This window comes from Kitasatospora sp. NPDC058115 (assembly GCF_042884635.1).
Lineage (GTDB): Bacteria > Actinomycetota > Actinomycetes > Streptomycetales > Streptomycetaceae > Kitasatospora.
Window position 1 is genome coordinate 24,783 of the sequence record NZ_JBHVTL010000011.1, and the last position, 21,904, is coordinate 46,686.

At 75.3% G+C, this 21,904-nt stretch carries 9 protein-coding genes; 1 reads left to right on the plus strand and 8 read right to left on the minus strand.

What is annotated here, in order from left to right; all coding sequences use genetic code 11:
• Positions 1-334: 334 nt before the first annotated feature.
• Positions 335-1,273: an ADP-ribosylglycohydrolase family protein gene (locus ACFVVL_RS13905; protein WP_387674580.1), complete on the minus strand. Its 939-nt coding sequence runs from the start codon at positions 1,271-1,273 to the stop codon at positions 335-337.
• Positions 1,274-1,430: 157 nt separating this feature from the next.
• Here ACFVVL_RS13905 and ACFVVL_RS13910 point away from each other — a divergent pair, with 157 nt between their 5' ends.
• Positions 1,431-4,121, plus strand: a complete 2,691-nt coding sequence (locus tag ACFVVL_RS13910) for an NACHT domain-containing protein (RefSeq protein ID WP_387674583.1) — start codon at positions 1,431-1,433, stop codon at positions 4,119-4,121.
• Here ACFVVL_RS13910 and ACFVVL_RS13915 read toward each other — a convergent pair.
• From ACFVVL_RS13915 to ACFVVL_RS13945, 7 genes are all read right to left on the minus strand, one after another.
• On the minus strand, positions 4,102-6,627 hold the full coding sequence (locus ACFVVL_RS13915; RefSeq protein WP_387674586.1) for a hypothetical protein: 2,526 nt from the start codon (positions 6,625-6,627) through the stop codon (positions 4,102-4,104). The two genes, ACFVVL_RS13910 and ACFVVL_RS13915, sit on opposite strands and share 20 nt — an antisense overlap.
• Complete coding sequence (locus tag ACFVVL_RS13920) at positions 6,624-7,691, minus strand: ATP-binding protein (RefSeq protein ID WP_387674589.1); 1,068 nt, start codon at positions 7,689-7,691, stop codon at positions 6,624-6,626. Before ACFVVL_RS13920 ends, ACFVVL_RS13915 begins: the two co-directional genes overlap by 4 nt.
• Complete coding sequence (locus tag ACFVVL_RS13925; RefSeq protein WP_387674592.1) at positions 7,688-10,408, minus strand: hypothetical protein; 2,721 nt, start codon at positions 10,406-10,408, stop codon at positions 7,688-7,690. The genes ACFVVL_RS13920 and ACFVVL_RS13925 overlap by 4 nt, the downstream gene beginning before the upstream one ends.
• Positions 10,409-10,430: 22 nt before the next feature.
• Positions 10,431-12,011, minus strand: coding sequence for an Hsp70 family protein (locus ACFVVL_RS13930; protein ID WP_387674595.1), 1,581 nt, complete (start codon positions 12,009-12,011; stop codon positions 10,431-10,433).
• 35 nt (positions 12,012-12,046) lie between these two features.
• Complete coding sequence (locus tag ACFVVL_RS13935; RefSeq protein ID WP_387674598.1) at positions 12,047-12,607, minus strand: nucleotide exchange factor GrpE; 561 nt, start codon at positions 12,605-12,607, stop codon at positions 12,047-12,049.
• 146 nt (positions 12,608-12,753) lie between these two features.
• The gene (locus ACFVVL_RS13940) at positions 12,754-13,194 is read right to left on the minus strand and encodes a DUF4240 domain-containing protein (RefSeq protein ID WP_380297563.1); all 441 of its coding nucleotides are present in this window, start codon (positions 13,192-13,194) and stop codon (positions 12,754-12,756) included.
• Positions 13,195-13,239: 45 nt separating this feature from the next.
• A complete protein-coding gene (locus ACFVVL_RS13945) occupies positions 13,240-21,612 on the minus strand; it encodes a ricin-type beta-trefoil lectin domain protein (protein WP_387674601.1) in 8,373 nt (2,790 codons plus the stop codon).
• Between the last annotated feature and the right edge of the window lie 292 nt (positions 21,613-21,904).

The following is a 21,904-nucleotide window of genomic DNA, read 5'->3' on the forward strand; positions in this document are numbered from 1 at the left end:
TCGGCAGGATCGACGGTATGACCAGCGATCAGCAGGGCGGGCCGGGCCGGAAGCGGACGCAGACCGGCCGGGTGGCCGTCGGGGCGGTGACCACCGGATGATCTGGGGGAGCAGGGGCCCCGCACGCGTCCCGGTGACGGCCGCCGGGGGGAACGGCTGCCCGGGCCTGGCCCATGTGACGATCGGCGAGGGGCAGCCGGCCCGGGACGGCGACGACCGTCCCCGCCCCGGGGACGACGCGCCGCCGGCGGGCCGGGGGACCGGCCGTGATCCGGGGCAGGCCGGGGCCGCCGGTGCGACGTCCGGGTGCTCCCGCTGACGACGGCCCCGGTGGCTACCGCCCCGGTTCCTCCGCCTCGGCCCCGGCGACCCACGCCGGGAGCGGCTCCCGGCGGGTCAGCCACTCCCGGGGCACCCGCTCCAGGCCGGTGCGGGCGGCGACCACCCCGGCCGTGATCGCGCAGGTGGTGTCGACGTCGCCGAGGCCCTCGGCGGTGGCCCACAGGGCGTCGGTGAGGCTGTCCAGGTGGTGGGCGGCGGACCACAGGGCGAACGGGACGGTGTCCGCGGCCCGAACGCGCTGCCCGCTGCCCAGCAGGTCGGCGGCCCGCCACGGTTCCGTCGCGCCGTCCAGGCCGGCGGCCCGCCCCAGCCCCTCGCGCACGGCCCCCGGCGGCGTGCGGTCCGTGACCTCGGCCAGCAGGTCGGAGCCCGCCGGCGCGGGCCCGCCCCGGCCGCGCGCGGCGAGCGCGGCCGCCACGGCGACCGCCACCGCTCCGGCGATGCCCTCCGGGTGCGCGTGGGTGACCTCGGCCGACAGCACCGCCTGTTCGGCCGCCTCCTCCAGGTCCGCGCAGAACCAGGCCCCGAGCGGGGCCACCCGCATCGCCGCGCCGTTGCCGAAGCTTCCCGCGCCGCCGAAGAGGTCTCGCGCGGCGGTGCGCCAGCCGCCCGGCGCGTCCGCGAGCCCGGGCAGCAGCCCGCGCATGCCGTGCCCGTAGCCGCGGCCCGGGTCGGCCAGGTAGGTCATGCCGAAGGCCAGCGCCAGCTTCTCCTGGTGCACCGCGTCGAAGGCGGTCAGCACCCCGTACACCGACAGCGCCATCGCGGTGTCGTCGGTCCAGTGCCACGGCGCCTCCTCCGGGATCCGGCGGGCCCTGATCCGGTCGAGCGCCTCCCGGGGCGTGCGGAAGAGCGGGAACCAGCGCTCCCCGAATCCGTCCCCGAGGGCCAGGCCCTCCAATGCGTCACGAGCGGCGGAAGTGGATGTCATCGCCCCATCCTCCCAGCTGCTCACCGCCGCCGGAGCGGCCGCGGGACGGAGCCGACCGGCCGCCGTCGGCGTGAACCTGACGAATCGTCGGAGGCAGCGCGCCCGTCCTGGTAGAAAGGAGGGGCACGGCAGGGGTCGACGAGGGCGGGACGGGGGAGTGACGGGATCCGAACCCGGGCCTGGGGCCACGGACATCCGCAACGTCGTCACCGACAGCACGGTCCACTACCTGGTGCAGATCGGCGTGCTCAACGGCGAGTTGCACCTCACCGTGCCGCCCCCGCCCGTACCGCCCGCCACGCCGCTCGCCCTCGCCGAGGAGCGGCTCGCCCGCAGCCTGCTGTACCAGTGGCGGGCCGAGGCCGACGCCTGGGACATGGCCGACCCCGAACCGCTGGCCGTCCGCTGGGTGCACAGCCGCACCGCGCTCGGGCCCGGGCGGGAGCTCGACGGGCGCGGCGACCGGGTCGGCACGATGGCGGAGGCCCTGCTCGGGCTCGACCGCCGCCGGCTGCTGATCCTCGGCGGGGCCGGCGCGGGCAAGACGACCCTCGCGGTGCTGCTCACCCTGGAGCTGCTCGCCCGCCGGCTCACCCGCGACGAGGACGTCCCGGTGCCCGTGGTGCTCTCGCTGGAGTCCTGGGACGCCGAGCGGGTCAACTTCCACGACTGGCTGATCCGCCGGGTCGCCGAGGAGCACCCCGGCCTGCCGCGGGTGGACGGCGTGCATCCCGCCGCCCGGCTGGTGCGCGAGCGGCGCCTGCTGCCCGTCCTGGACAGCCTCGACGAACTGCCCGAGCACCGGCGGACGGCCGTGCTCGGCGCCCTCGGGCGCCAGCTGGGCGGGCAGGGCGGGCTGGTGCTGATCTGCCGGACCGAGGCCTACCGCGAGCTGGTGGCGGCGCAGCGGGACGTGCTGCGGGTGGATTCGGCGATCGAGGCGCTGCCGCTGGCGCCCGCCGACGTGGCGGCCTACCTGCGCCAGACCCGGCAGCCGTCGCGCGCCGGGCAGTGGGCGCCGCTGCTGGCCGAGCTCCGCGCGGAGCCCCACAGCCCGGTCAGCCGGGCGCTGTCGACGCCGCTGATGGTGTGGCTCCTGCGGCGCGGGTACGAGCGGGCGCCGGCGGATCCGGGCGAGCTGGTGGACCGCCGGCGCTTCGCGACCGCCGGGCAGGTGGAGCAGCACCTGCTGGACCGGATCGTGCCCGCCTCCTTCCCGGAGCTGCCGCCGGGCCCCGACCGCCTGCACCCGCCCCGGCAGTGGGAGCCGGAGCGGGCGCGGCTCTGGCTGTCCCACCTCGCCCGGATGATGGGGCGTCAGGGAACCGCCGAGCTGGCCTGGTGGCGGCTGTTCGGTGCGCCGCTGCCGAGGGCGCTCGCGGTGCCGGTGCTGATCGTGGCGGGGATCGCCCTGTCGCTGCTGTTCGAGCTGGTGCTGGGGGCCGTCCCGGGCGGCGGGCACCGGTCCTTCGGCTTCGGCACCACGCTGGGCCTCAGCGTGACCCTCGCGGGTGCGCTCCGGGTGGCCGCGCAGGCGTGGTTCGGGGACGACAGCACGACACCCCGGCGGCGGGCCGATCCGCTGCGCTTCGCGGGCGCCCTCCGCTCGGCCGGCCGGGACGGGCGGGTGGGCCGGGCGTGGCGGCTCGCGGTGGTGGTCGGCGGGCCGCCGGTGATCCTCGCCCTGGGCGTGTTCCAGCTCCTGGCACCCTCGACGGAGGGCCTCTCCCTGGTGGTCGGCGTGCTGCTGCCCGGCTATCTGATGATCGTGCTGGCGGCGCCCTCGGACACCGTGGACGCCGCGACCCCCGACGCGCTGCTGCGGTCGGAGCGGACCTCGGTCCTGCTGACCATGGTCGTCCTCGCACCGCTGATCGCCCTGGGGATCGCCCTGCTGAACTGGTCGTGGGGCCGCCCGGTGACCGACTGGGCCGACGCCCTGGCCGCCTGGTGCGGCGCGTGCGCGACCTTCCTGCTGCTCAGCCCGTGGAGCCGGTGGCTGCTGGCACGGTGCTCGCTGGCGCTGGCGGGCCGGGTGCCCTGGGCGCTGATGACCTTCCTGCGGGACGCCCACCGGGCCGGTCTGCTGCAACGGACCGCCGGGACGTACCGCTTCCGCAATCTGCGCCTCCAACAGCACCTGGCGGGCCCGGGCGGCCCCGGGGGCGCCGCCGGTCCGGGGACGGCCGCCGGGCTCCCCGCGCCCCGGACGGCGCCCGACACGGCGCCCGACACGGCGCCGGACGGTGCCGGCACCGCGCCGCTCCCGCCCCCGCCCCGGCCCCCGGCCGCGAGCCGGCGCGGCCTCACCGTACGGCGCGAGCCCACCTCGTACCTGCTCAGCGGCCGGTCCCGCGAGGTGATGCTGGTGCACTGGGGGCCGCTCGGCGCCCTGATGGGCCTCCACCTGGTCCGCACCACGGTGAGCGGCGACTGGGACCGGCTGTCGTCCTGGGCGCCGCTGGTCGGGCTGCCCCTCGTCGGCCTGCTGCTGATGCTGGTCCGCTACCTGCCCCTGCGGCGGCTCGAACTGCACATCACCGATACGTTCATCGCCGCCCGGTGGGGCCGCCACCGCTGCCGCCACGCGTGGAGCGACGTCGAGGAGGTGGCGGTCCGCCGGGTCCACAGCCGGGGCCGTGACGCCCGCGTCCACGGCATCCACGTCCGGCTGCGGCCGGGAGCGCCCGCTCCCCCGGCGCGCCGCCGGGGGCGGGACGGCTGGTACCTGGTGCTGGCCATGGGCATCGGCCCGGCGCTGCCCCCGGACATCGAGGAGGCGCTGGGCGACCTCTCCGGCGGCCGCTGGCGGCCGTGGACGGGAACGGTCAGGCCGGATCGCAGGTGAGCGGCTCGGCCCGGACCCCGGCCGGTGTGGTGCGCAGCAGGGCGAAACAGGTGGCGATCGCGGTGCGGCCGCCCTCGCTGACGCGGACCGCGTACCCGACCGGGCCGGGCCGCGCGCCGGGGCCGGGCACGAGGTGCCAGCCGGAGGTGACGGTGGCGTTCGCCGCCACCCGGCGCGGAGCGGCGGCACCGGGCTCGGCCCGCCAGCCCGGCGGCAGCGCCGGCGCGAGCACCTCCACCGGGACGTCCCGGTTCGTGGTGTTGGTCAGCAGCAGGTCGGTGCCGGCGAGGCGGGGCCTGAGCAGGGTGGTCGAGGGCGACCAGATCCGCAGATCGGTGACGCGCGCGCCGTCGCGCCCGGGCAGCAGCACCGGGACGATCCTGATCGCCGAGGTGGTGGCGTCGACCCGCAACCGCCGGTCGCGGCCCGTCAGGAAGTTCTCGGTGGACGTCTGCTCGGGACCGCCGTCCACCCAGGCCCCGTCCGGGCCCAGGACCGCGACCGTGGCCATCGCGGTGACCCCGGGCTCCATGGTCAGCTCGATCCGGGAGACCGGCACCGGTACCCCGAAGTCGACCTGCAGCCAGTCCCGTCGCGGGAGCCGGTTCGTCAACGCCTCCTCGTCCGGCCCGTCGTCGGGCAGGAGCTCCTGCGGGTGGCCCTCGGTCGACCAGTGGCCGCCCTTCCCGGCGCGCGGGCCGTCCGGGCTGCTCCCGGGGGCGGAGTAGCTCGCCGTCACGGCCGGCCAGGAGCCGTCCCCGCGGAAGGCGGCCAGATCGACGTCACGAGCGTAGTCGGGCAGGGGACGGAGCCACCGGTCCACGGCGGCGGGCAGCCCGAACGCCGCGCCGGGCGGCAGCGTGCCGGTGAACAGCAGGGTGAGCGTCAGCGGCACCGCCGCCAGGCCGGCCAGGTGCGACAGCAGCAGGGCGTGCCGCGCGCGGGCCGCCGTCCCGGCCCGCCGGATCCGGGGCCCGCGGGCCGGGCGGGCGCGGCGCGGGGCCGCCGCCCGCCGCGGCGCGGCACGCACCCCGGCCGTCCAGAGCAGCAACTCGCCCAGGGCGGGGCCGGCCTGCGGCCCCGCCCCGTCGGCCAGGAAACGGAGCCGGGCGCCGGCCCGGTCCAGCACCCGTACGAGGTTCCCCGCCCCGGCCTCCTCCAGCCACCGGCGCACGGCCTCCTCACCGCCCCCGGAACCGCCGTCGGGACCGGGACCGGCCGGGGTGGCGCGCAGCGCGGCGGTCCGGGTGAGCACCACGGCGATCCGCCGCGGCCGGCGCCACCGGGGAAGGGCGCCGACGGTCCGCAGCAGCCGCTCGGCGGCCGGGACGGAGCCGGGCGCGGACGACGCGGCCCCGCCGGGCAGCGCCCGCCGCACCGACGGCAGCGTCAGCGCGTCGAGGACCAGCACCAGGCCGTGCGCGCGGCGCAGACCGTCCAGCGCGTCGAGTCCGGACTGCTCCTCGAACACCGGGCCCGGCGGATCCAGCAGCACCAGCGCCCGCCGACCGCCGCGCAGCCCCGACAGCTCCGCCACCGCCGCCCCCGGCGGCGCGCCGCCGACCCGCCCGCCCAGCGCCCCGACGACCCCGGCCAGATGCGCGAACCCGCCGCGCACGACGGTGCTGCGCCCCGAACCGGCCGCGCCCGCGACCAGCACCACCCGCGCCGGCGAGCCGCCCGGCGGCACCGGCCGGGAGCAGTGCGGGCAGCGGGCCTCCAGCCGCCACCCGCCGAACAGCGTGCCGGCGGGCAGCCCGGCCCCGCAGCGGCAGGTGCGGCGCAGGCCGCCGTAGCGGTCGGGGGCGAGCCGCCGGTGCACCGCACCGCACCCGGGACAGAGCCGGAGCGGCAGCTCCACCGCCCGGCCGCAGGACGGATGCGGGCAGACCGGGGCGGCGCCGGTCAGCCGGCGGCCGAGGCGGTCGGCCGCCCGGCAGGCCGTCCACCAGAGCCGGAAGACCGCCAGCAGCGCCGCCCGGACCAGCAGCTGGCAGAGCAGGGCGGGCAGCGCGAGGAGCGCCGACACCAGGACGGCCACGCCGACGCTGCAGCCCCTGAGGGCGCAGAACAGCCCGCCGAGACAGCGGGTGACGAGCAGTTCGGTACGCCGCCAGGGCCGGCCCTCGGGCGGCAGCGGCCCGGGGTCCCACCGGAAGGCGGCCCGGAACTGGTCCGCGTAGGCCCGCCGCAGGTCGTGCGAGACCGAGCGCAGCGCCAGGGCGCCGGCCCGGTGCAGATACGGCTCCCGGGCGGTGCCGTCGCCGGTGGCGGCGGGCGCGGGCGCACCGGCGCCGAACGCGCGCCGCACGGCTTGCGCATGACGCAGCACCAGGCGGGGCAGGGCGACCAGCAGGCAGTGCAGCGCGACACCGGCGACCGCGAACAGGAAGGCGAACCAGAGCAGCACCGGGAGCAGCAGGAGGCCGAAGAGGATGCTGCCCCACGCCTCGGCCGTCGGGCCCCGGCGGCGCGCCCGGCCGGCCCCGCCGCGCCCCGGCCTCACGCCCGCCCCGCCCTCGTCGCGCGCGGCAGGAAACCGAAGCGGTGCAGCAGCCACAGCAGCGGGTCCTCGACCCGGTGCGGGCGCGGGCCACCCGGCGGCGTCGCGCCGGGGCGCGGCGGGGCGCCGAGCGCGGAGAACGCGAAGAGCTGGTGCTCGGCCCGGCCCTCGCGCAGCCGTCGGAGCGCCGCGTCGCCCTGCCAGAGCTCCAGCAGCGCCCGCAGCTCGGTGTCCACGATCGCGCGGTCCACCGGATCGAAGCCCGGCCGGGGCCGGCGACGGCGGTGCAGCGGGGAGTACGGCGGCAGCAGCGGGGCCGGCAGGTCGAACTTGGCCAGCCCGACCGCGACCGGGACGCCGATCCGGCCGCCGGCGTCCCGGGGCAGCGCGTCGATCACCCGGTCCAGGGCCTCCGCCGACCGCGTGCCGCGGCCGGGGCGGCCGAGCCCGGTGCCGGGCAGGTCGCGGGGATCGAGCAGCAGCACCGCCGCGTCCGCCGCCGCCAGGGCCGGCCGGGCGTCGGCGTCGGCGGGGGTGTCCAGCAGGACCAGCGTCAGCGACCGTTCCCGCCGGCCGTGCCCGCGGCTCAGCCGGTGGACCAGCGGCCGGAAGCCCTCGCCGGGGGCGTGCGGGGAGAGCGCGCGCTCCTCCTCGTAGAGCGGGCGCTCGTAGTGCCGCCGCAGCCCCGTCTCGGTCCGGTCGTCGCCGGGCAGCAGCGCCACGCCCAGCTCCGCCCCGAGGCCGTGCCGCAGCTCGTGCAGCAGCACGGCGAGGAAGGTGCTCCTGCCGCTGCCCGGCGGCCCCACCACCGCGACGATCCGCCCCGGTTCCCCGGGCCGCCCCTCGGGCAGCCGCTCCCCGCACCGCCGGCAGTGGCGGCGCGCGGTCGTCCGCCCGCAGCCGTCGCAGACGGCGGCGGAGGGCGTCCGCGGGCCGACGGCGGGCCGGCGGTCACCGGCGCACGGATCCGGCCCGGCGACGCAGCGGTAGACGATCTCCGCGCGGCCGACCCGCCGCGGACAGGACGGGCAGATCAGCACGGCCCCGGGCCGGCCGGGGGCGCTCACGACCGCCCCCCACCGGCCCGCAGGCGGTGGACCGGCGGATCGACGAGGACGACCTCCTCGTCGGCCGCGAAGCAGCGCAGCCAGCGGACCCGGCCGCCCCGGGGCAGCCGAGCGGTGAGCACGGCGGGCCGGCCGGGGCCGATCCGCACCGGGCCGGCCTCGGCGAGCGTCGTGCCGTCCCCGGCGGCGAGCGGCCAGGCCGGCCCGGTCGAACCGACCAGCAGCAGACCCGGCACCAGCACCTCGGTGGCGCACCGGAAGACCGCCCGCACCGAGCGCCGGCCCGGCAGCCCCCGGCGGGTGAGCGTGTAGGGGACCTCGATCCGGGCCGGCAGGACCAGCCGCACCGGTGCGCCGAACGCCGGCAGGCCGTCCGCCCGGCCGACCGGGCGCAGCTCGATCTCGACGGCCGCGCCGTGCGGAGCGGGGATCCGGACGCCGTCGCGGTGGACGTAGCCGAGGCGGGTGACGGTCCGCCGCCGGGGCGCGCCCCCGGCGACCTGCCAGCGCACCTCGGCCTCGCCGGGCCCGTCCGGCGGCCAGTCGAAGGTGACCACCGCCTCGCCCGCGTCCCGGGCCACGGTCGCGTTCGCCGGCTCCGGGACGGCCACCACCGGCCGGCTCGCCCCGATCGCGGCGCGCTCGCCGGCGACCGTGACCACGGCGACCACGGCGCCGCGCCGCGGGGGCCGGAACCGCAGACCGCCGGCGACCGGCCGGGCCGTCAGCCGGGTGCCCCGGGCGGCGAGCTCGGCCGGGCGCAGCAGCCGGCCCACCGGCCACGGGGGCCGGGCGTCGAAGGCGTAGAGGCGCACCTCGCCGTGCGCGGGCTGCGCCCCGGTCGCGAAGCGGGCCTCGAACAGCCCGGGCTCCTCCGCGGAGGGCTCCACGGTGAGGTCGGTCACCGGCTCCGGCGGCGCCAGCGGGACAGCGCTGAGCCACCGGCCGCCGGTGGCCGTCGTCCGGCCGTCGTCCTCCCGGTAGAGCACCTGGATCCGGTAGGCGTGGACGCGGCCGTTGGGCCGTCCCCGGTCGGTGAAGCCGTCCGCGCGGGCGGGCACCGGGGCGGCAGGCTCCTCGGGAGCGTCCGGGTCGTCCGGGGTGTCCGGGTCATGCGGGTCGTCCCGGGCGTCCGGGTCGGTGCGACGGGTGACGCGTACGGCCTCCGCGCCCGCCGGGAGCCGCCAACTGCCGCTCACCACACCGTCGTCCGCCTCCAGCCGGGCCTCCCCGACCTCCGGCCGGTGACGCACCGGGCCGCAGACGACGAGCGGGGAGTACAGCCCGTCCGGCGAGGCGGAGCGCCGCACCACGACCCCGTAGTGGACGGGCACGTTCACCGGCGCCCCCTCGTCCACCAGCGAGGTCGCGCCGGGAGCGGGCGGGGCCAGGAGCGTGCCGTCGGCCACCGACCGCGGGGCCCGGCCGGCCCGGCGCACCACCAGGTACTCCGGCCGCCCGGCCGTCGAGGGGCTCGGCCGCCACTCCACCAGCACGCCCGTGCGGTCCGGCGTCGCGCTCACCCGGGGCACCGGACGGACCGGCAGCGAGCGGCGCACCTCGTCGAGCCGGGGAAGGTCCCGGACCAGCGTCTCGGCCCGGTCGAGCAGCGACCAGGCCTCGTCCGGATCGGCGGTCCGGCGCCCGGAGGCGAGGTCGCCGAGCCGCCGCGCCTCGGCCAGCGCGGCGCGGACGTGCGCGGCCGGCGCCACGGCCTCCGGCGGGAGCGACTGCGCGGGGAGCCGGTCGAGCACCGCCGCCGCCTCGGCCAGCAGCCCGTCCGCGACCAGGGCGCGCAGCCGCGCGGTGACCGGATCGGGGTCCGGCTCCTCCAGGACCGCCAGGACCAGCCGCCGGGCCTCGGGCGCGGCGACCGAGAGCCCCCGCTCGGCGTGCCCCAGCAGGGTCCCCGCACCGGCCCGGGCGGCCCGCCGGGCCCGCAGCGGCTCGGCCAGCTCGTACAGCAGGACCGCCCGCAACCCCTCCGGACCGCGATCACCGAGCACCTTGCGCGCCGCGGCGGCCACGGCCTGCGCCGCGGTGTGCGCGGCGCCGTGCGGCTGCCGGCCCCAGCGCAACGCGGCCGCCTCCAGCTCGGGTTCGCCCGGCGCCGGGCCGGTGAACGGGCGCACCGGATCGTCGACGCGCTCCCCGGGACCGCCGGCGGCCAGGAAGTCGGCGAGGTGGCGCAGCCGCAGGACGGCCAGCTGCCGGGCGCAGCGCGCGTAGGCCGGGTGCGGCAGGTCGCGGGGGAGCGGGTCCGGGTCCGCGACGGTCACCGACAGCGCCGTCAGGGCCTCGTCGAGCCGTGCGCGGTCCGCCCGGTGGACGGCGCCGACGCCCGCCAGTGTGGCGGGCGTGACCAAGCCGAGCCCGCCGGCGGCCTCGCGCAGGGCGGCACGCAGATCGTCGCGCGCGGCCGCGGCGGCCCGGCCCTGCTCGGCGACCGCCGCCCGCAGCGGGCCGAGGTCGCCGCCCCGCGCCGCCTCGAAGAGGCCCTGGTGCAGCAGGTGGCCGGCCTCCAGCTCCTCGATCACCGGGAGGTACCTGAGCCGGGTGCGGTGGCGCCGCCAGCAGGCGCGGGCCTGCCGCACCGACTCCTCGACCCCGGGGGCGGTGAACTCCGCCGGGAGCTGGTAGCGGTGCCGCAGGTCCTCGTCCACCGGAAGACCCCGGTCGAGCACCTCGCGCAGGTAGCGCGCCTCGTCGAAGGCCATCTCGGACGGTGCCCCGCCGCCGTCAGACGATCTGCTCGCGGCTCAGCACGATCCTGGCCTCGTCCACGGCCGCCGCGTCCATCCCGCCGATCTGCACGGACAGTTCGAGGCGCCGGCCCGTCTCGCGCTCGGTGGCGACCACCTCCAGCAGCCCCGAGGAACCGAGCGAGAACTCGCAGGCGAACGGCCAGCGGGCGGGCTTGCCCGGGGGGATGTCAAGATTGCCCTCGGCGACCACCGTGTTGTGGTCGAGCTGCTCGGACTCCACCGCGCCGGCCTGCTCCATCACCTGGATCCGCACCACGCGCTGGCCCTCGCGGACGGTGAAGAAGTCCTGGCTCACCGCCGCCGGGAGGGTGTCGTTCGCGTGGACGAGGTGGGTGACGTACTCGCGGTCGGTCTCGACGTCCAGCACCCGGATGCCGTAGCCGCGCGCGGCCACCGTGGCGACCTGGTAGGCCTGCCGGGTGATCCGGCCGGCGTCGGGCACGTCCGGGGCCTCGGAGGCGGGCAGTTCGCCGCTCCTGACGATGTACAGGGCCCGGTCCAGGGCGTACAGCGCGGCGCCGCGCGCGACCGTCAGGTCCGGGTTGTGCAGCCGGGGTTCGAAGCCGAACTCCTCGCGCAGCCGCTGCGCCACGGCGGGCATCTTGGTGGACCCGCCGACCAGCAGCACCTCGTCGAAGCGCTCGACCCCGCGCCGGCGGGCCAGGGCCAGCGTGCGCCGGGTGATCTCGACCGTGCGGTCGAGCAGGTCGCGGGTCAGCTCCTCCAGCAGGTCGCGGGTCAGCTCCACCTCGGCGACCAGGCCCTGGTGCATCACGCGGACGGTGTAGCGCTCGCGGAACGACAGCGCCCGCTTCGCGTCCTCGGCGTCCCGGCGCAGCTGGGTCTCCGAGTGCTGGTCCGCCAACGGGTCGTCCGCCTCGGGGAACCGCGTGCGGAACGCCTCGACCAGGTGCATCACGACGCGGTCGTCGAAGTCGGTCCCGCCGAGCTCCTTGGCCCCGTCGGTGCACACCACCGTCAGGTCGGTGCCGCGCAGGGTCAGCACGGTGGTGTCGAAGGTGCCGCCGCCCAGGTCGTAGACGAGCACCGCGCGGTCGCGCCCGGTGTCGCCGTCGGTGTCGAGCACCCCGTAGTCGAGCGCGGCGGCGATCGGCTCGGCGACCACGTCCAGCACCCGCAGCCCGGCGATCTCCCCGGCCTTGCGGGTGGCGTCGCGCTCCGCGAGCCCGAAGTACGCGGGCACGGTGATCACCACGTCCCGCACCTCCGCCCCGCCGCTGACGCGCGCGTCGTCCGCGAGCTTGCGCAGGATCCGGGCCGACACCTCCTCGGGCGTGAACGGGCGCCCGTGGAACTCGCGCAGCACCGGCTCGCCCATGTCCCGCTTGATCAGCCGCACCACCCGCTCCGGGTCCAGCACGGCCGCGTCCTTGGCGCTCTGGCCGACGACGGTGCTGTCCGCGCTCTCGAAGTACACGACGGAGGGGGTGGTGTCGGAACCCTCCAGGTTCCGCAGCACGGTGGGCCGGCCCACGTCGTCGACGCAGGCGACGCAGGAGTAGGTGGTGCCGAGATCGATGCCGAAGACAGCCATGCGGACCCTTCCCCGAGGAGTCGCCGAAACAGTGGTCAGGAACGGTGGGCGGCCGCGCCGGGGTCCCAACGGGCCACCCGCACCTCGGCCTTGCGCACCACCCGGTCACCGGCCGCGAAGCCCGCCGAGACGACGCCGGCGACCGTGCGGTCGTCCTCGGGCGTGCGGGCGGCCTCCCGCCCCACCGGCCGGTGCCGGGCCGGATCGTAGGGCTCGCCCACCCGCGCCGTGTAGCGCTCGACGCCGGTGCCGGCCAGCGCGTCCGCCGCCTCGTCCGCGAACGCCCGCAACAGCGCGGCCGACTCCTCGACCGTGAGCGGTGCTTCGAGTGAGGCGGCCTGCCTCAGGAGCTGGTCGTGCAGCCGGATCAACGGGTGGCGGACCAGGTCGAGCGCCCGCTCCACCTCACCGCGCCGCAAGTCCTCCAGCTCCGCGTGCAGCCGGGCGATCACCGTCTCCCGCCGCTGCGCCAGCTCCTGCTCCCGGGCCAGCGCGGCGGTGAACTCCCGTGCCAGCCCCGCGATCTCCCCACCGGTACCGGCGTCCCCCGCCTCGTCGCCCGCCTCGTCCACCGCGACCCCCGATCCCCGCGCCAAGTCCCGTCATCGTAGCGGTCCTCGCCCGTCCGCGACCGGTCGACGGCGAACGTCCGGCCGCCGGCCCGTACAGGACTGCGGGCCTCCCCGGTGGATCCGGGGAGGCCCGCAGTCGGCTCACGGCTCAGGAGTGCGTCTGCCCTCCGTCACCAGGCCGCGGTGTTCGAGCCGGTTTCGTAGTCGACCGGGGAGTCGTGTTCCCAGACGTCCCCGGTGACCTCCTCATAGGCGTCCTCGATGACGTTGAGGACGTCCTGGCCGCACCAGTCCCAGGCCGTGGCGAAGGCCGAGGGGTCCTTGAGGACCTCGTGGTAGACCTTCGACCCGGAGACGACCACGGCGCAGCGTGCGAACAGGAAGTCGTCGTCGCCCTGTCCGTCGGCCTCGTAGGCGCCCGAGAAGCTGTAGCCGGCCTCGCTGAGGTCCCGCCGGTCGAGGTCGAAGAGGACCTCGCTCAGCCGGTCGTGGAACGAGGTGATCTCGTCCCCCGGGAGGGATTCCAGTTTCTCCTCGATCTCGGTGACCGTCTCGTGCATCTCAGGGCCGACGGAGGAATCGATGATCCTCCAGAACTCCGAGCGATCCATGTCCTGCGACTTCCTTCCTCCGAGCGCCGCCGTTTCCGGCGCCGCTCAATGGTCCACGGGGTTGCCGGGGGCCCGGCGGCCGAACCGCTTGGTGTGCTTCCTGATCTTCGCGGTCTCGACCTTCTTGGCCGCCCCCACGGTGCCGAATCTACGCAACACCTTGGATTCGTATTTCTCGTACCCTGCTTTCTTGTTCAGCTTCCGGACCTGCTTCTCCGCGCGCTTGGACTTTCCGTCGAGCCGGAGTCCGTGCCGCTTCGATCCGGTGCCGGTGCCGTACTTGTGAAGGATGTTAGTCCCCTTCACATAGATCTTGTACAAGTGGCTGCCGCAGGAGCAGTTCAGGTTATTGGCGTTCAATCCGCAGGCGGAGTTGTGCACCAGGACGTCGTGGCCCGTCCCGTCGAGAATGGTGTAGGTGTGGGTGTTCCCGACGTTCAGGTTGTAGACGAGCTGGTCCGCCACCTCCCCCAGGTCCACCACGGAGCCGACCACCGGGGCGCTGCCGTCGGGCGACCGCAGGTGGTCGCCCGGCTGCAGGTCGGCGGCGTCGACCCAGCCGTCCTCCTCCGTCCAGAACGGGTGGCTCGCGGTGGCCTCGATGCCCGGGGCGTCGTCGTCCCCTTCCGTGCGCACCTCGACCATGTGCTTCGTGGCGTAGCCCACGATGACGGCGAGCACGGGCTGGGGTTCGGTGCGGCCGGTCTTCGGGTCGGTGGCCGACACGTAGTCGCCGACCTCGATCTCGTCGATCGGCAGGTAGCTGCCGTCGCCCATGAGGACGGGCGTGTCGGGTGCGAAGGAGTTGCAGCCGCTTCGGCGGAAGACGTTCCTGGCCGTGGACGCGACCTTCTGGACACGTGCCGCCGCCCGGCTCGTCCGGACCGCCGTCGCGGCGGCCTTCACGACGGGGCCGGCGCCGACGCTCGCGGCGACCGCCGTCACCGCCATCTCGGCGGCCTTCGCCCAGTTGCCGGTGGCCGCGTAGGACACCGAGGAGACGGCAGCCGCGACGGCGCCGATCGGGCCGGGGATGTAGGACGCCACCTCGGCGACCTTGGCGACCACCGTCACCGTCTTCTTCAGCCACTTGGGCATGCCCCAGTTGCCGTCGAGGTCGGTGCAGTTGACCGGGTCGCCGGTGCAGTAGTCGTACGGGCTCGCGTTGCCACCGGGCACCGGGTCGATCTGCAGGAACCGCCCGAGCGCGGGGCTGTAGAGGCGGGCACCCATGAGGATGTCGCCGTCCTGGGCCTCGGCGGAGCGCTGCTTGCCGCCCAGCCAGCCGTAGCGGACGGTCTCCTGGCCGTCCTGGGGGATGCCGAACTCGTCGAAGTCCAGCACGACCGGCTTGGTCAGCGCGGTGTCGGTGGTGATGACGACCGAGCCGAACAGGTTGGTCAGCTGGAGCTGGACGTCACCGGTCCTGCTGGTGGTGGCCACCAGGTCGGAGTCCGGGCCCGAGACGTTGCGGGTCAGGGTGCCCTGGGTGGTGTCCTCGATCGTCCAGCGGACCTCGTCGGAGTCGTCGCCGTAGTGGTTCAGCTTCGAGGTGGCGTTGGCCCAGGAGCCGTCCGCCTGCTTCTTCGAGGTGGTGAACGCGGTCAGGCGGTGGGCGGCGTCCAGTGCCCACTCCTGCTTGGTGTCCCCCTTCTCCTGGGCCGCGACCTTGTCGTTCGCCCAGTAGGTGTTGGTCGCGCCGGTCGCGGTCTGCACCGTGCGCCCGAAGGCGTCATAGGTGAAGCCCGCGTCGGTGAGGCGGTCGGCGCTGTCGTAGGTGTGGTTCTCCGCCGTCGCCCCGCCGGTGCTGCACTCGCCCGACGCCCCCTTGGGGGACGTCTGCTTGGACAGACGGTTGGAGTGGGTGTCGAAGGCGTACTGGCGGGTGACGCAGCCGGCGGTGACCGTGGACTGCTCGGCCTTCACCAGCCGCCCGAGCCGGTCGTACTGGTAGGAGCGGGTGGCGGTGGAGCTGGTGTCCTTGGCCACCTGGCCCTGGGTGGAAATGTCGGTGGTCTGCGCCCAGATCACCTTGTTGTCGCTGGTGCGGGTGTAGGTGCGGCCGGTCTCCTCGCCGACCGCGTTGGTGGTGTCCTTGCGGACGATCCCGCCGGGGTAGGTCTGCTCGACCAGCTGACCGTCCGGACCGTACTTCGCCGTGAACTCACCGGCCACGCTGTCGTTGACGGAGGTGACCAGTCCGCGCGGCTCCTTCGCGCGGTCGTAGGTGTACGTGGTGAACCCGGTGGGGTCGGTGACCTTGACCGGCTTGCCGAACCTGTCGAACTCCGAGGTGGTGGTACCGCCGTCGGCGTCCGTGTAGGAGATCAGCCGGCCGAGCTGGTCGATCACCCGGGTCAGCGACTTGCCGTCTGCGTTCGTCTTCACGATGTCGCCGGTGGCCGGGTCGTACTCGGTGGTGACCTTCGGCAGCGCCTTGCCCTCGTCCGAGGTGATCTCGGTGGAGGTGATGCGGTCCGCGCCGTCGTAGGTGGTGACGGTCTTGCGGGACTTTCCGGCGTTGGTCTCGGTCACCTCCTCCGGCTCGCCGAACGGCGAGTAGCGGGTGACCCGCTTGACCGGCAGCGTCGTCGGCATCCGCGACGCGTCCGCGCCGGTGATCGCACCACCCGGACCGGTCACGCAGGGCAGGCCCGCCCACTCCGGACGGTTGGCGCACAGCGCGTCGTCCGGGTTGGCGCCGGCGGTGTAGAACACCGACTTCACCGTCCCGGCATCCGCACCGTTCGAGCCCGGCTTGCGGGATTCGACGGCCCGGCCCGAGGCGTCGTACCTGACCGTCGACGTCAGCTTGGCGCCCAGCGCGTCCGTGGTGATGGACGTCGCGGTCTTCAGCGCCCAGCCCGAGGTCCCGCCGATCGGCGTGTCGTAGCCGGTCCTGGTGACCCGCAGCTCGACGTCGTCGGCGTATCCGTCGATCCGGGCGCCGTCGGTCTGGGTGGTGACCAGGTGGTACGCCTTGCCGTCCGGCTTCCCCTCGTCGTAGGTGTTGGTGTTGTGGTCCCGCGCCACGACCGGCGTCCCCGCCGCGAGGGCCGGGTTCACGGTGGTCTTGGTCAGCGTGAGGGTGTCGATGCCCGCCTGGTAGTACGGCTGGCCGGCCGACGGATTGGTGCCGGTGACGACCAGGTCGAGCTGGTGGTCGCCGCGGGCCAGCTGCAGCGGGGCGCCGGCGGACCACGGGGAGGTGGTGACGCCGTTGTTGTAGCCGTCGAAGCTGCCGGTGACGTCGGTGCCGTCGAGGACGAACTTGACGATGCCGTAGTCGGCGGCCTTGGTCATCCTGGCGGAGAGCAGGTACTTGCCCTCCTCCGGGACGCTGACCCGGAACGAGGCGCTGTCCCCGGTCTTCTTGCCGAGCAGCATCACCTGGGCGTTGCCGGACCAGCCGCCCCCGCCGACCCAGCTGCCGTCGCCGTTCTGGGTGATGACCGAGGCGGTCGTGCCCAGGCGGGGCATGTTCTCGCCCTCGACCGTGACGGCCGCCGGGTTGGTGCCGGCCGCGACGTCCTCGGCGAGCGAGGCGCGGTACACCGGGCCGAGCGTCTCGACGACGTCCAGGCCGTCCGCGCTGAAGGTGGTGCGGGAGTCGAGCAGACGGGCCCGGTCGGCGGACGCCGCGGGCAGGCCGAGCTCCTCGACGAACCGGGCGGTGTCCGGGTGGGTGCCCAGGGCGATGGCCCGGTTGGTGGCCTCCAGGGTCCGGACGGCATGGCCATAGCGGTCGTACTCGGTGGTGTCGATGTCACCCCCGGGGGTGACGGACGGGCTCGCCGCGTTGACCTCGTTGCCGGAGGCGTTGAGGTAGTGGACGGCGGCCGGCCTGTAGCCGCCCGGACCGGGCTTGACGGCCGTCGCGGTGTTGACGCCCGGGTCGTCCTCCGGACCGAACACCGCCGTGGCGTCGGTCGGCGCGTCCAGCTGCGCCCACTTCGCCACGTCCGCGCCCGACAGGTCGTACGGACCGCCGGCGCCGGTGGTCAGCGGGACCTCGTAGACGACGTTGGTCGCCACCTCGCCGCTGACCTGGTCCTTGCTGCCCTGCGCCAGCGCGGCGCGGCGGACCTTCAGCAGGCGCCCCGGGTCCTGGTCGGCCGCGGCCTTCCCGTAGTCGAGGTTCCACGGCAGCTCACCGGCGGCGGTGATCCGGGTGACCCGGCCGTCCGCGTCGTAGTCGTACGTGGTCTTCAGCGGCTGGGCCAGGCGCGGGTCCCACACCTGGACCAGCCGGCCGCGCTCGTCGTACGCGTAGCGGGCGACCTCGACGGCCTCCTGCTTCGCCGTGACCGGGTTCCACGACCAGGCCCTGACCGAGCGGATCCGGTCGGTGAAGTCACCGGGGGTCCCGGCGACCGCCGTCGTGGTGACCGCGTAGTCGTAGTCCATCGCCTCGCAGCCGCGCGGCAGCGGGTCGACCAGGCAGCCGCCCGCGTCGTCCACGCCGGGCTCCACCGTCGGGACGGCGCGCTTGGGCAGCGCCCGGCCGTCGGTGACGTCGTAGACGTAGCGGGTGGTCGAGGCCGCCTCCGCGCCGGTCTCGCTCTGGACCTGGAACGCGTTCGTGCCGAGACCCCGGGCGAACACGGTGGTGCTGCCGTCGAGGTCGGTGAGCTTGTAGGTGGTACCGGAGTTGGCCGGGGTCCACTTCTGGTTGAGACCGCCGTGGCACCAGTGCAGGGTGACCTGGGTGCCCTGGCCGCCGGAGTCCGGGGCGTCGAGGCACTTGCCGGAGTTGGCGTTCATCAGGCTGCCGTCGGGGCGGACCTCCCACTGCTGGGCGCCGGTGCCGTTGCAGTCCCACAGCTGGATCTTGGTGTAGTCCGCGGTGGAGGCGTTCGGGACGTCCAGGCACTTGCCGACCGCGGAGACCGAGCCGTTGTCGCCCAGGACCCACTGCTGCGCGCCGCTGCTGTTGCAGTCCCAGGTCTGGATGGCGGTGCCGTTGGCGGTGTTGCCGCCGTTGACGTCCAGGCAGCGGCCGGTGGTCGGCGTGGTGATCCGGCCGGCCACGGCGGGCTGGGCGGTCAGGGTGAGCGACTCGGCGCCCGGCTCCGGGAAGAACGTGCCGCCGGTGCCCTTGGCGAAGGTGAGCGAGGAGTCGTCGGTGAGCTTGATCTCCGCCAGGTCGGACTCGGGGAAGCCCAGCGAGCGGTACTCGGAGCCGGTACCGGCGTCCGGGCCGCCGGACCACTGCGGGCCGAACGGCGCGACGATCTCCTTCAGCGACAGATCGTCGAAGAAGACCTCCTTCCCGTTGCCGGAGAACCCGTTGTAGAGGCGGAAGAACGCCTCGGTGGCGTCCTGCGGGACGGCCATGTCGACGGTCAGCTGCTGCCAGCCGTCGGTGAACCCGGCCTTCCCGGAGGTGATCTGGGCGTAGCCGGCCGCGGTCTTGGTGAAGCCGGCCAGCCGCAGGCCGCGGTCGGTGAAGTCGGGGCCGAGACCGGTGGCGCCGGGGACGTAGATCCAGCCGGAGAGCCGGTAGGTCCGGCCGGGCTTTATGCCCATGGCCATGGAGTGGTCGCCGATGGCGGCGTAGGAGTCCTGGCCGGTGGCGTTGGCGACGATGCGCAGCGAGTCGGTGCTGTTGTCGTGGCCGCGGGCGGTGGAGCGCTCGACGGTGGCCTGGACGGCGGTGAAGCCGTTGGTGTCGAACCCGATCTGCCGCTGGTTGGCCGTCAGGCGCTCGCCCTGCGGCTGCCAGCCGCGCCCGAGGTCGCGCGAGGAGGAGCTGCGGGCCACCGACACGCCGAACTCGTCGGCGTCGGTCACGTCGACGGAGTAGTCGCCGGTCAGCAGGTTGACCGAGCCGGGGCCGATGTCGGCGCCGGCCGCGCCGTCGGCGTTGCGGTCGACGGTGATGGTGTTCCAGGCGGTCGGGTAGCCGGTGCCGGAGCCGTCCTGCGGGAACAGCAGGGCGCGGACCTGGACGACGCCGCCGACGGTGCCGAGGGTGTCGACGACCGTCCAGTTGGCGTGCGGGCCGAGGTCGGCGAGCAGCGGCTTCGGGTCGGTGACGGGCGTGTTGTCGGCCTTGGCCAGGTTGGCGAGCGGCACGTTGTACTCGGTCGCGCCGGGGCCGCGCCGGTACTGGTAGACCACCCGCTTGTACTGGGTCTGGGCGTCGACCTGGAGCTTGACGCGCTTGGCGGCCTGGCTGCCGTCGACCGGGGAGACCAGCCCGGCCTGGCCGACCGAGAAGGCGAAGACGGTCGGGTCGGACAGGTTGCCCGCCCGGTCCTTCGACTGGACCTTCAGGGTGTGGTGGCCGTCGGTGGCCGGGGTGATGGTGGCGTTCGCCGCGCCGGTGGCGTCGAGGGTCACCGCGGCGGCGCCGTCGAGGCTGTGGACGAAGGCGATCTGGTCGGCGACCCCGGGGGCCGGGGTGAAGGTGAAGGTGCCGGCCTGTCCGGCCGAGCCGTGCCAGAGGCCGTCCGACGGGTAGGAGGCGGAGTTGACGAACGGCGAGGCCGGCTTCGCCGTGTCGGCGATCACCGTGACGCTCGGCGTCCACCCCGAGTTGACCTGGCCGTCCCAGAGCCGCGAGCCGATCGAGTACGACACGCCCTCGTCGAGCCGGGCCAGCCCGAAGTCGGCGGGCCGGACCTGGAGGTAGCTGCCGTTGGGGCCCTGCTTGTAGACGCGCTTGACGAAGACGCCCTCGCGGTACAGGTCGAAGTCGGCGCCGACGTCACCGCCGTCCGGGTCGCTGGCCAGCACCTGGAAGACCGGGGTGGCGGAGGAGGTGTAGCGCGGGTTGCCCTGCTGGGAGGGCAGGACGTCGACCGTCGAGGGGGTCGGCGGCACCGAGTTGTAGGTGATCGACAGGAACGGGGCGTGGCCGCCCTCGGAGGACTCGAACTTCTTCCACCCGTAGGAGTCGTTCTCGTCGGTGGCCTTCAGGCCCAGCGCGTAGGTGCCCGCGCCCATGCCGGACCAGTCGCGCACCAGGTTGGTGACGTCCGCCTTCGCCCAGTAGGTGCCGTCGGACGCGTAGCAGTTGTACGAGTCGGGGTCGCCCGCGATGTCCCAGGTGTCGGTGGACTCCCCGTACTTGGTGATCAGGCCGGGCTGGTTGCCCCACCTGCTCCCGGTGCTCGCGTACTGGGCCGCCCAGACCTCCCACTTCCTGGGGCTGCAGGAGTAGGAGTGGAAGTTGGCGAGGTACAGCTTGGCGTTCAGGATCTGCTTCCCGTTGAACCCGCCACCGGGGAAGTGCAGGAAGGAACGGGCCTTGACCGCGCCGCCGTTGTACGTGCCGACCTTCAGCTCGGTCGACGAGGACTGGTCGGAGCCGAAGTCGGTCTGGACGAAGGTGTCGAAGTTGGTGCCGACGTCGACCACCGGGTCGATGGTCACCGGGTACCGGGTGCCCGGGTCCGCCAGGAACGCCGGGTCCGCGGTGAACACCAGCTCGCTGCCCGGGCCCGCGCCGCGCAGCTCCATCGACACCGCGCCGCGGTGCAGGTGCTCGCCGGACGCCTCGTCCAGCGCGGCGTCCCACATCACCGGGGCGGGGATCCGCACGGTGGGCTTGCCGCCCGCCGCGTCGGTCAGGTGGATCGAGCCGTCGTCCTGGCGCTCCACCTGGTAGCCGGTGGTGTCCAGCGGCAGCGTCAGCGTGCCGGCCTGGGAGACGGCGTCCCGGTCCTTGACGATCAGGTACTGCTCGAAGCCGGTCCTGGTGGCCTCCAGCACCAGGTCCACGCCCGGACGGGCGTCCGGGTAGGTGGCGGTGGAGCCGGAGAGCTTCGGCTTGGGCAGCTTGCCGAGCCAGCCGAGTTCGACCTGCCGGTCGCCGGAGCCGACCTTGACCAGGTCCTGCGGGGCCGGGGCGGGCGCCGGGGCCTGGGGCTGCGCCTCGGCCGCCGGGGCCGGCGCCGCGAACGGCGATGCGGCGGCCGGGGCGCGGCGGGCCCGTGCGGACGGGTCCGCGGGCACGGCCGGGGCCGGGGAGGCGGGTGCGGGCACGACCGGGGCCGCGGACGGCAGCGGGTCGCCGGTCTTCACCGAGGCGTCGCCGCCGGCGAACACCAGGCCCTCCGGGTGCGCCTTCGGCGCGACCTTGCCGTCGCCGGTCTCCACCAGCGTGGTGTCGACGGGCACCCAGGCCTCGCCGAGCTTCATCCGGATCGGGCCGGCCGAGAGCTCCTGGCTCAGCGTGCCGTCCGGGTTGGCCCAGAGGGTGAGGGTCTCCGTCCGGGCCCCGGTCACCTCGATCCGCCGGTTGTTCGTCCGGGCCGCCAGCAGCGCCGACGTCTGGTCGGGCGCCTCCGTCACCGGGGCGGTGCCGGCGGACCGGGCCGCGGGCGAGGGCTCCGCGGCCGCCGCCGGGGGCGCGGTCAGCCCGTTGAGGGCCACGCCGGTCTCCACCAGCAGGCCGAGGGCGGCGAGCACGGCTATTCGCCGTGCCCTGCGCGTAGTGAAGGCCCCACCTGCGAACGCAGGTGAGGCCTGGGACTTCCGTAGCAACGCTACTCCCGAGGGATCATCGTCTGTGGGTCCGACCTGAGGAAAGGTCAGGGCATAAAGATCCCATAAGGAATAGTCGGAATCCCTCGGGGTTTGTATCGATCTGAAGACGAACAATGCGACAGGTCGTCAGAAGGAGGGACGATCCGCGCACTCCTTCCCATTCGGGGAAAAGCTCCCAATCGGGCGCGATCACGGCGCTCCCGTCCCGGCCTCC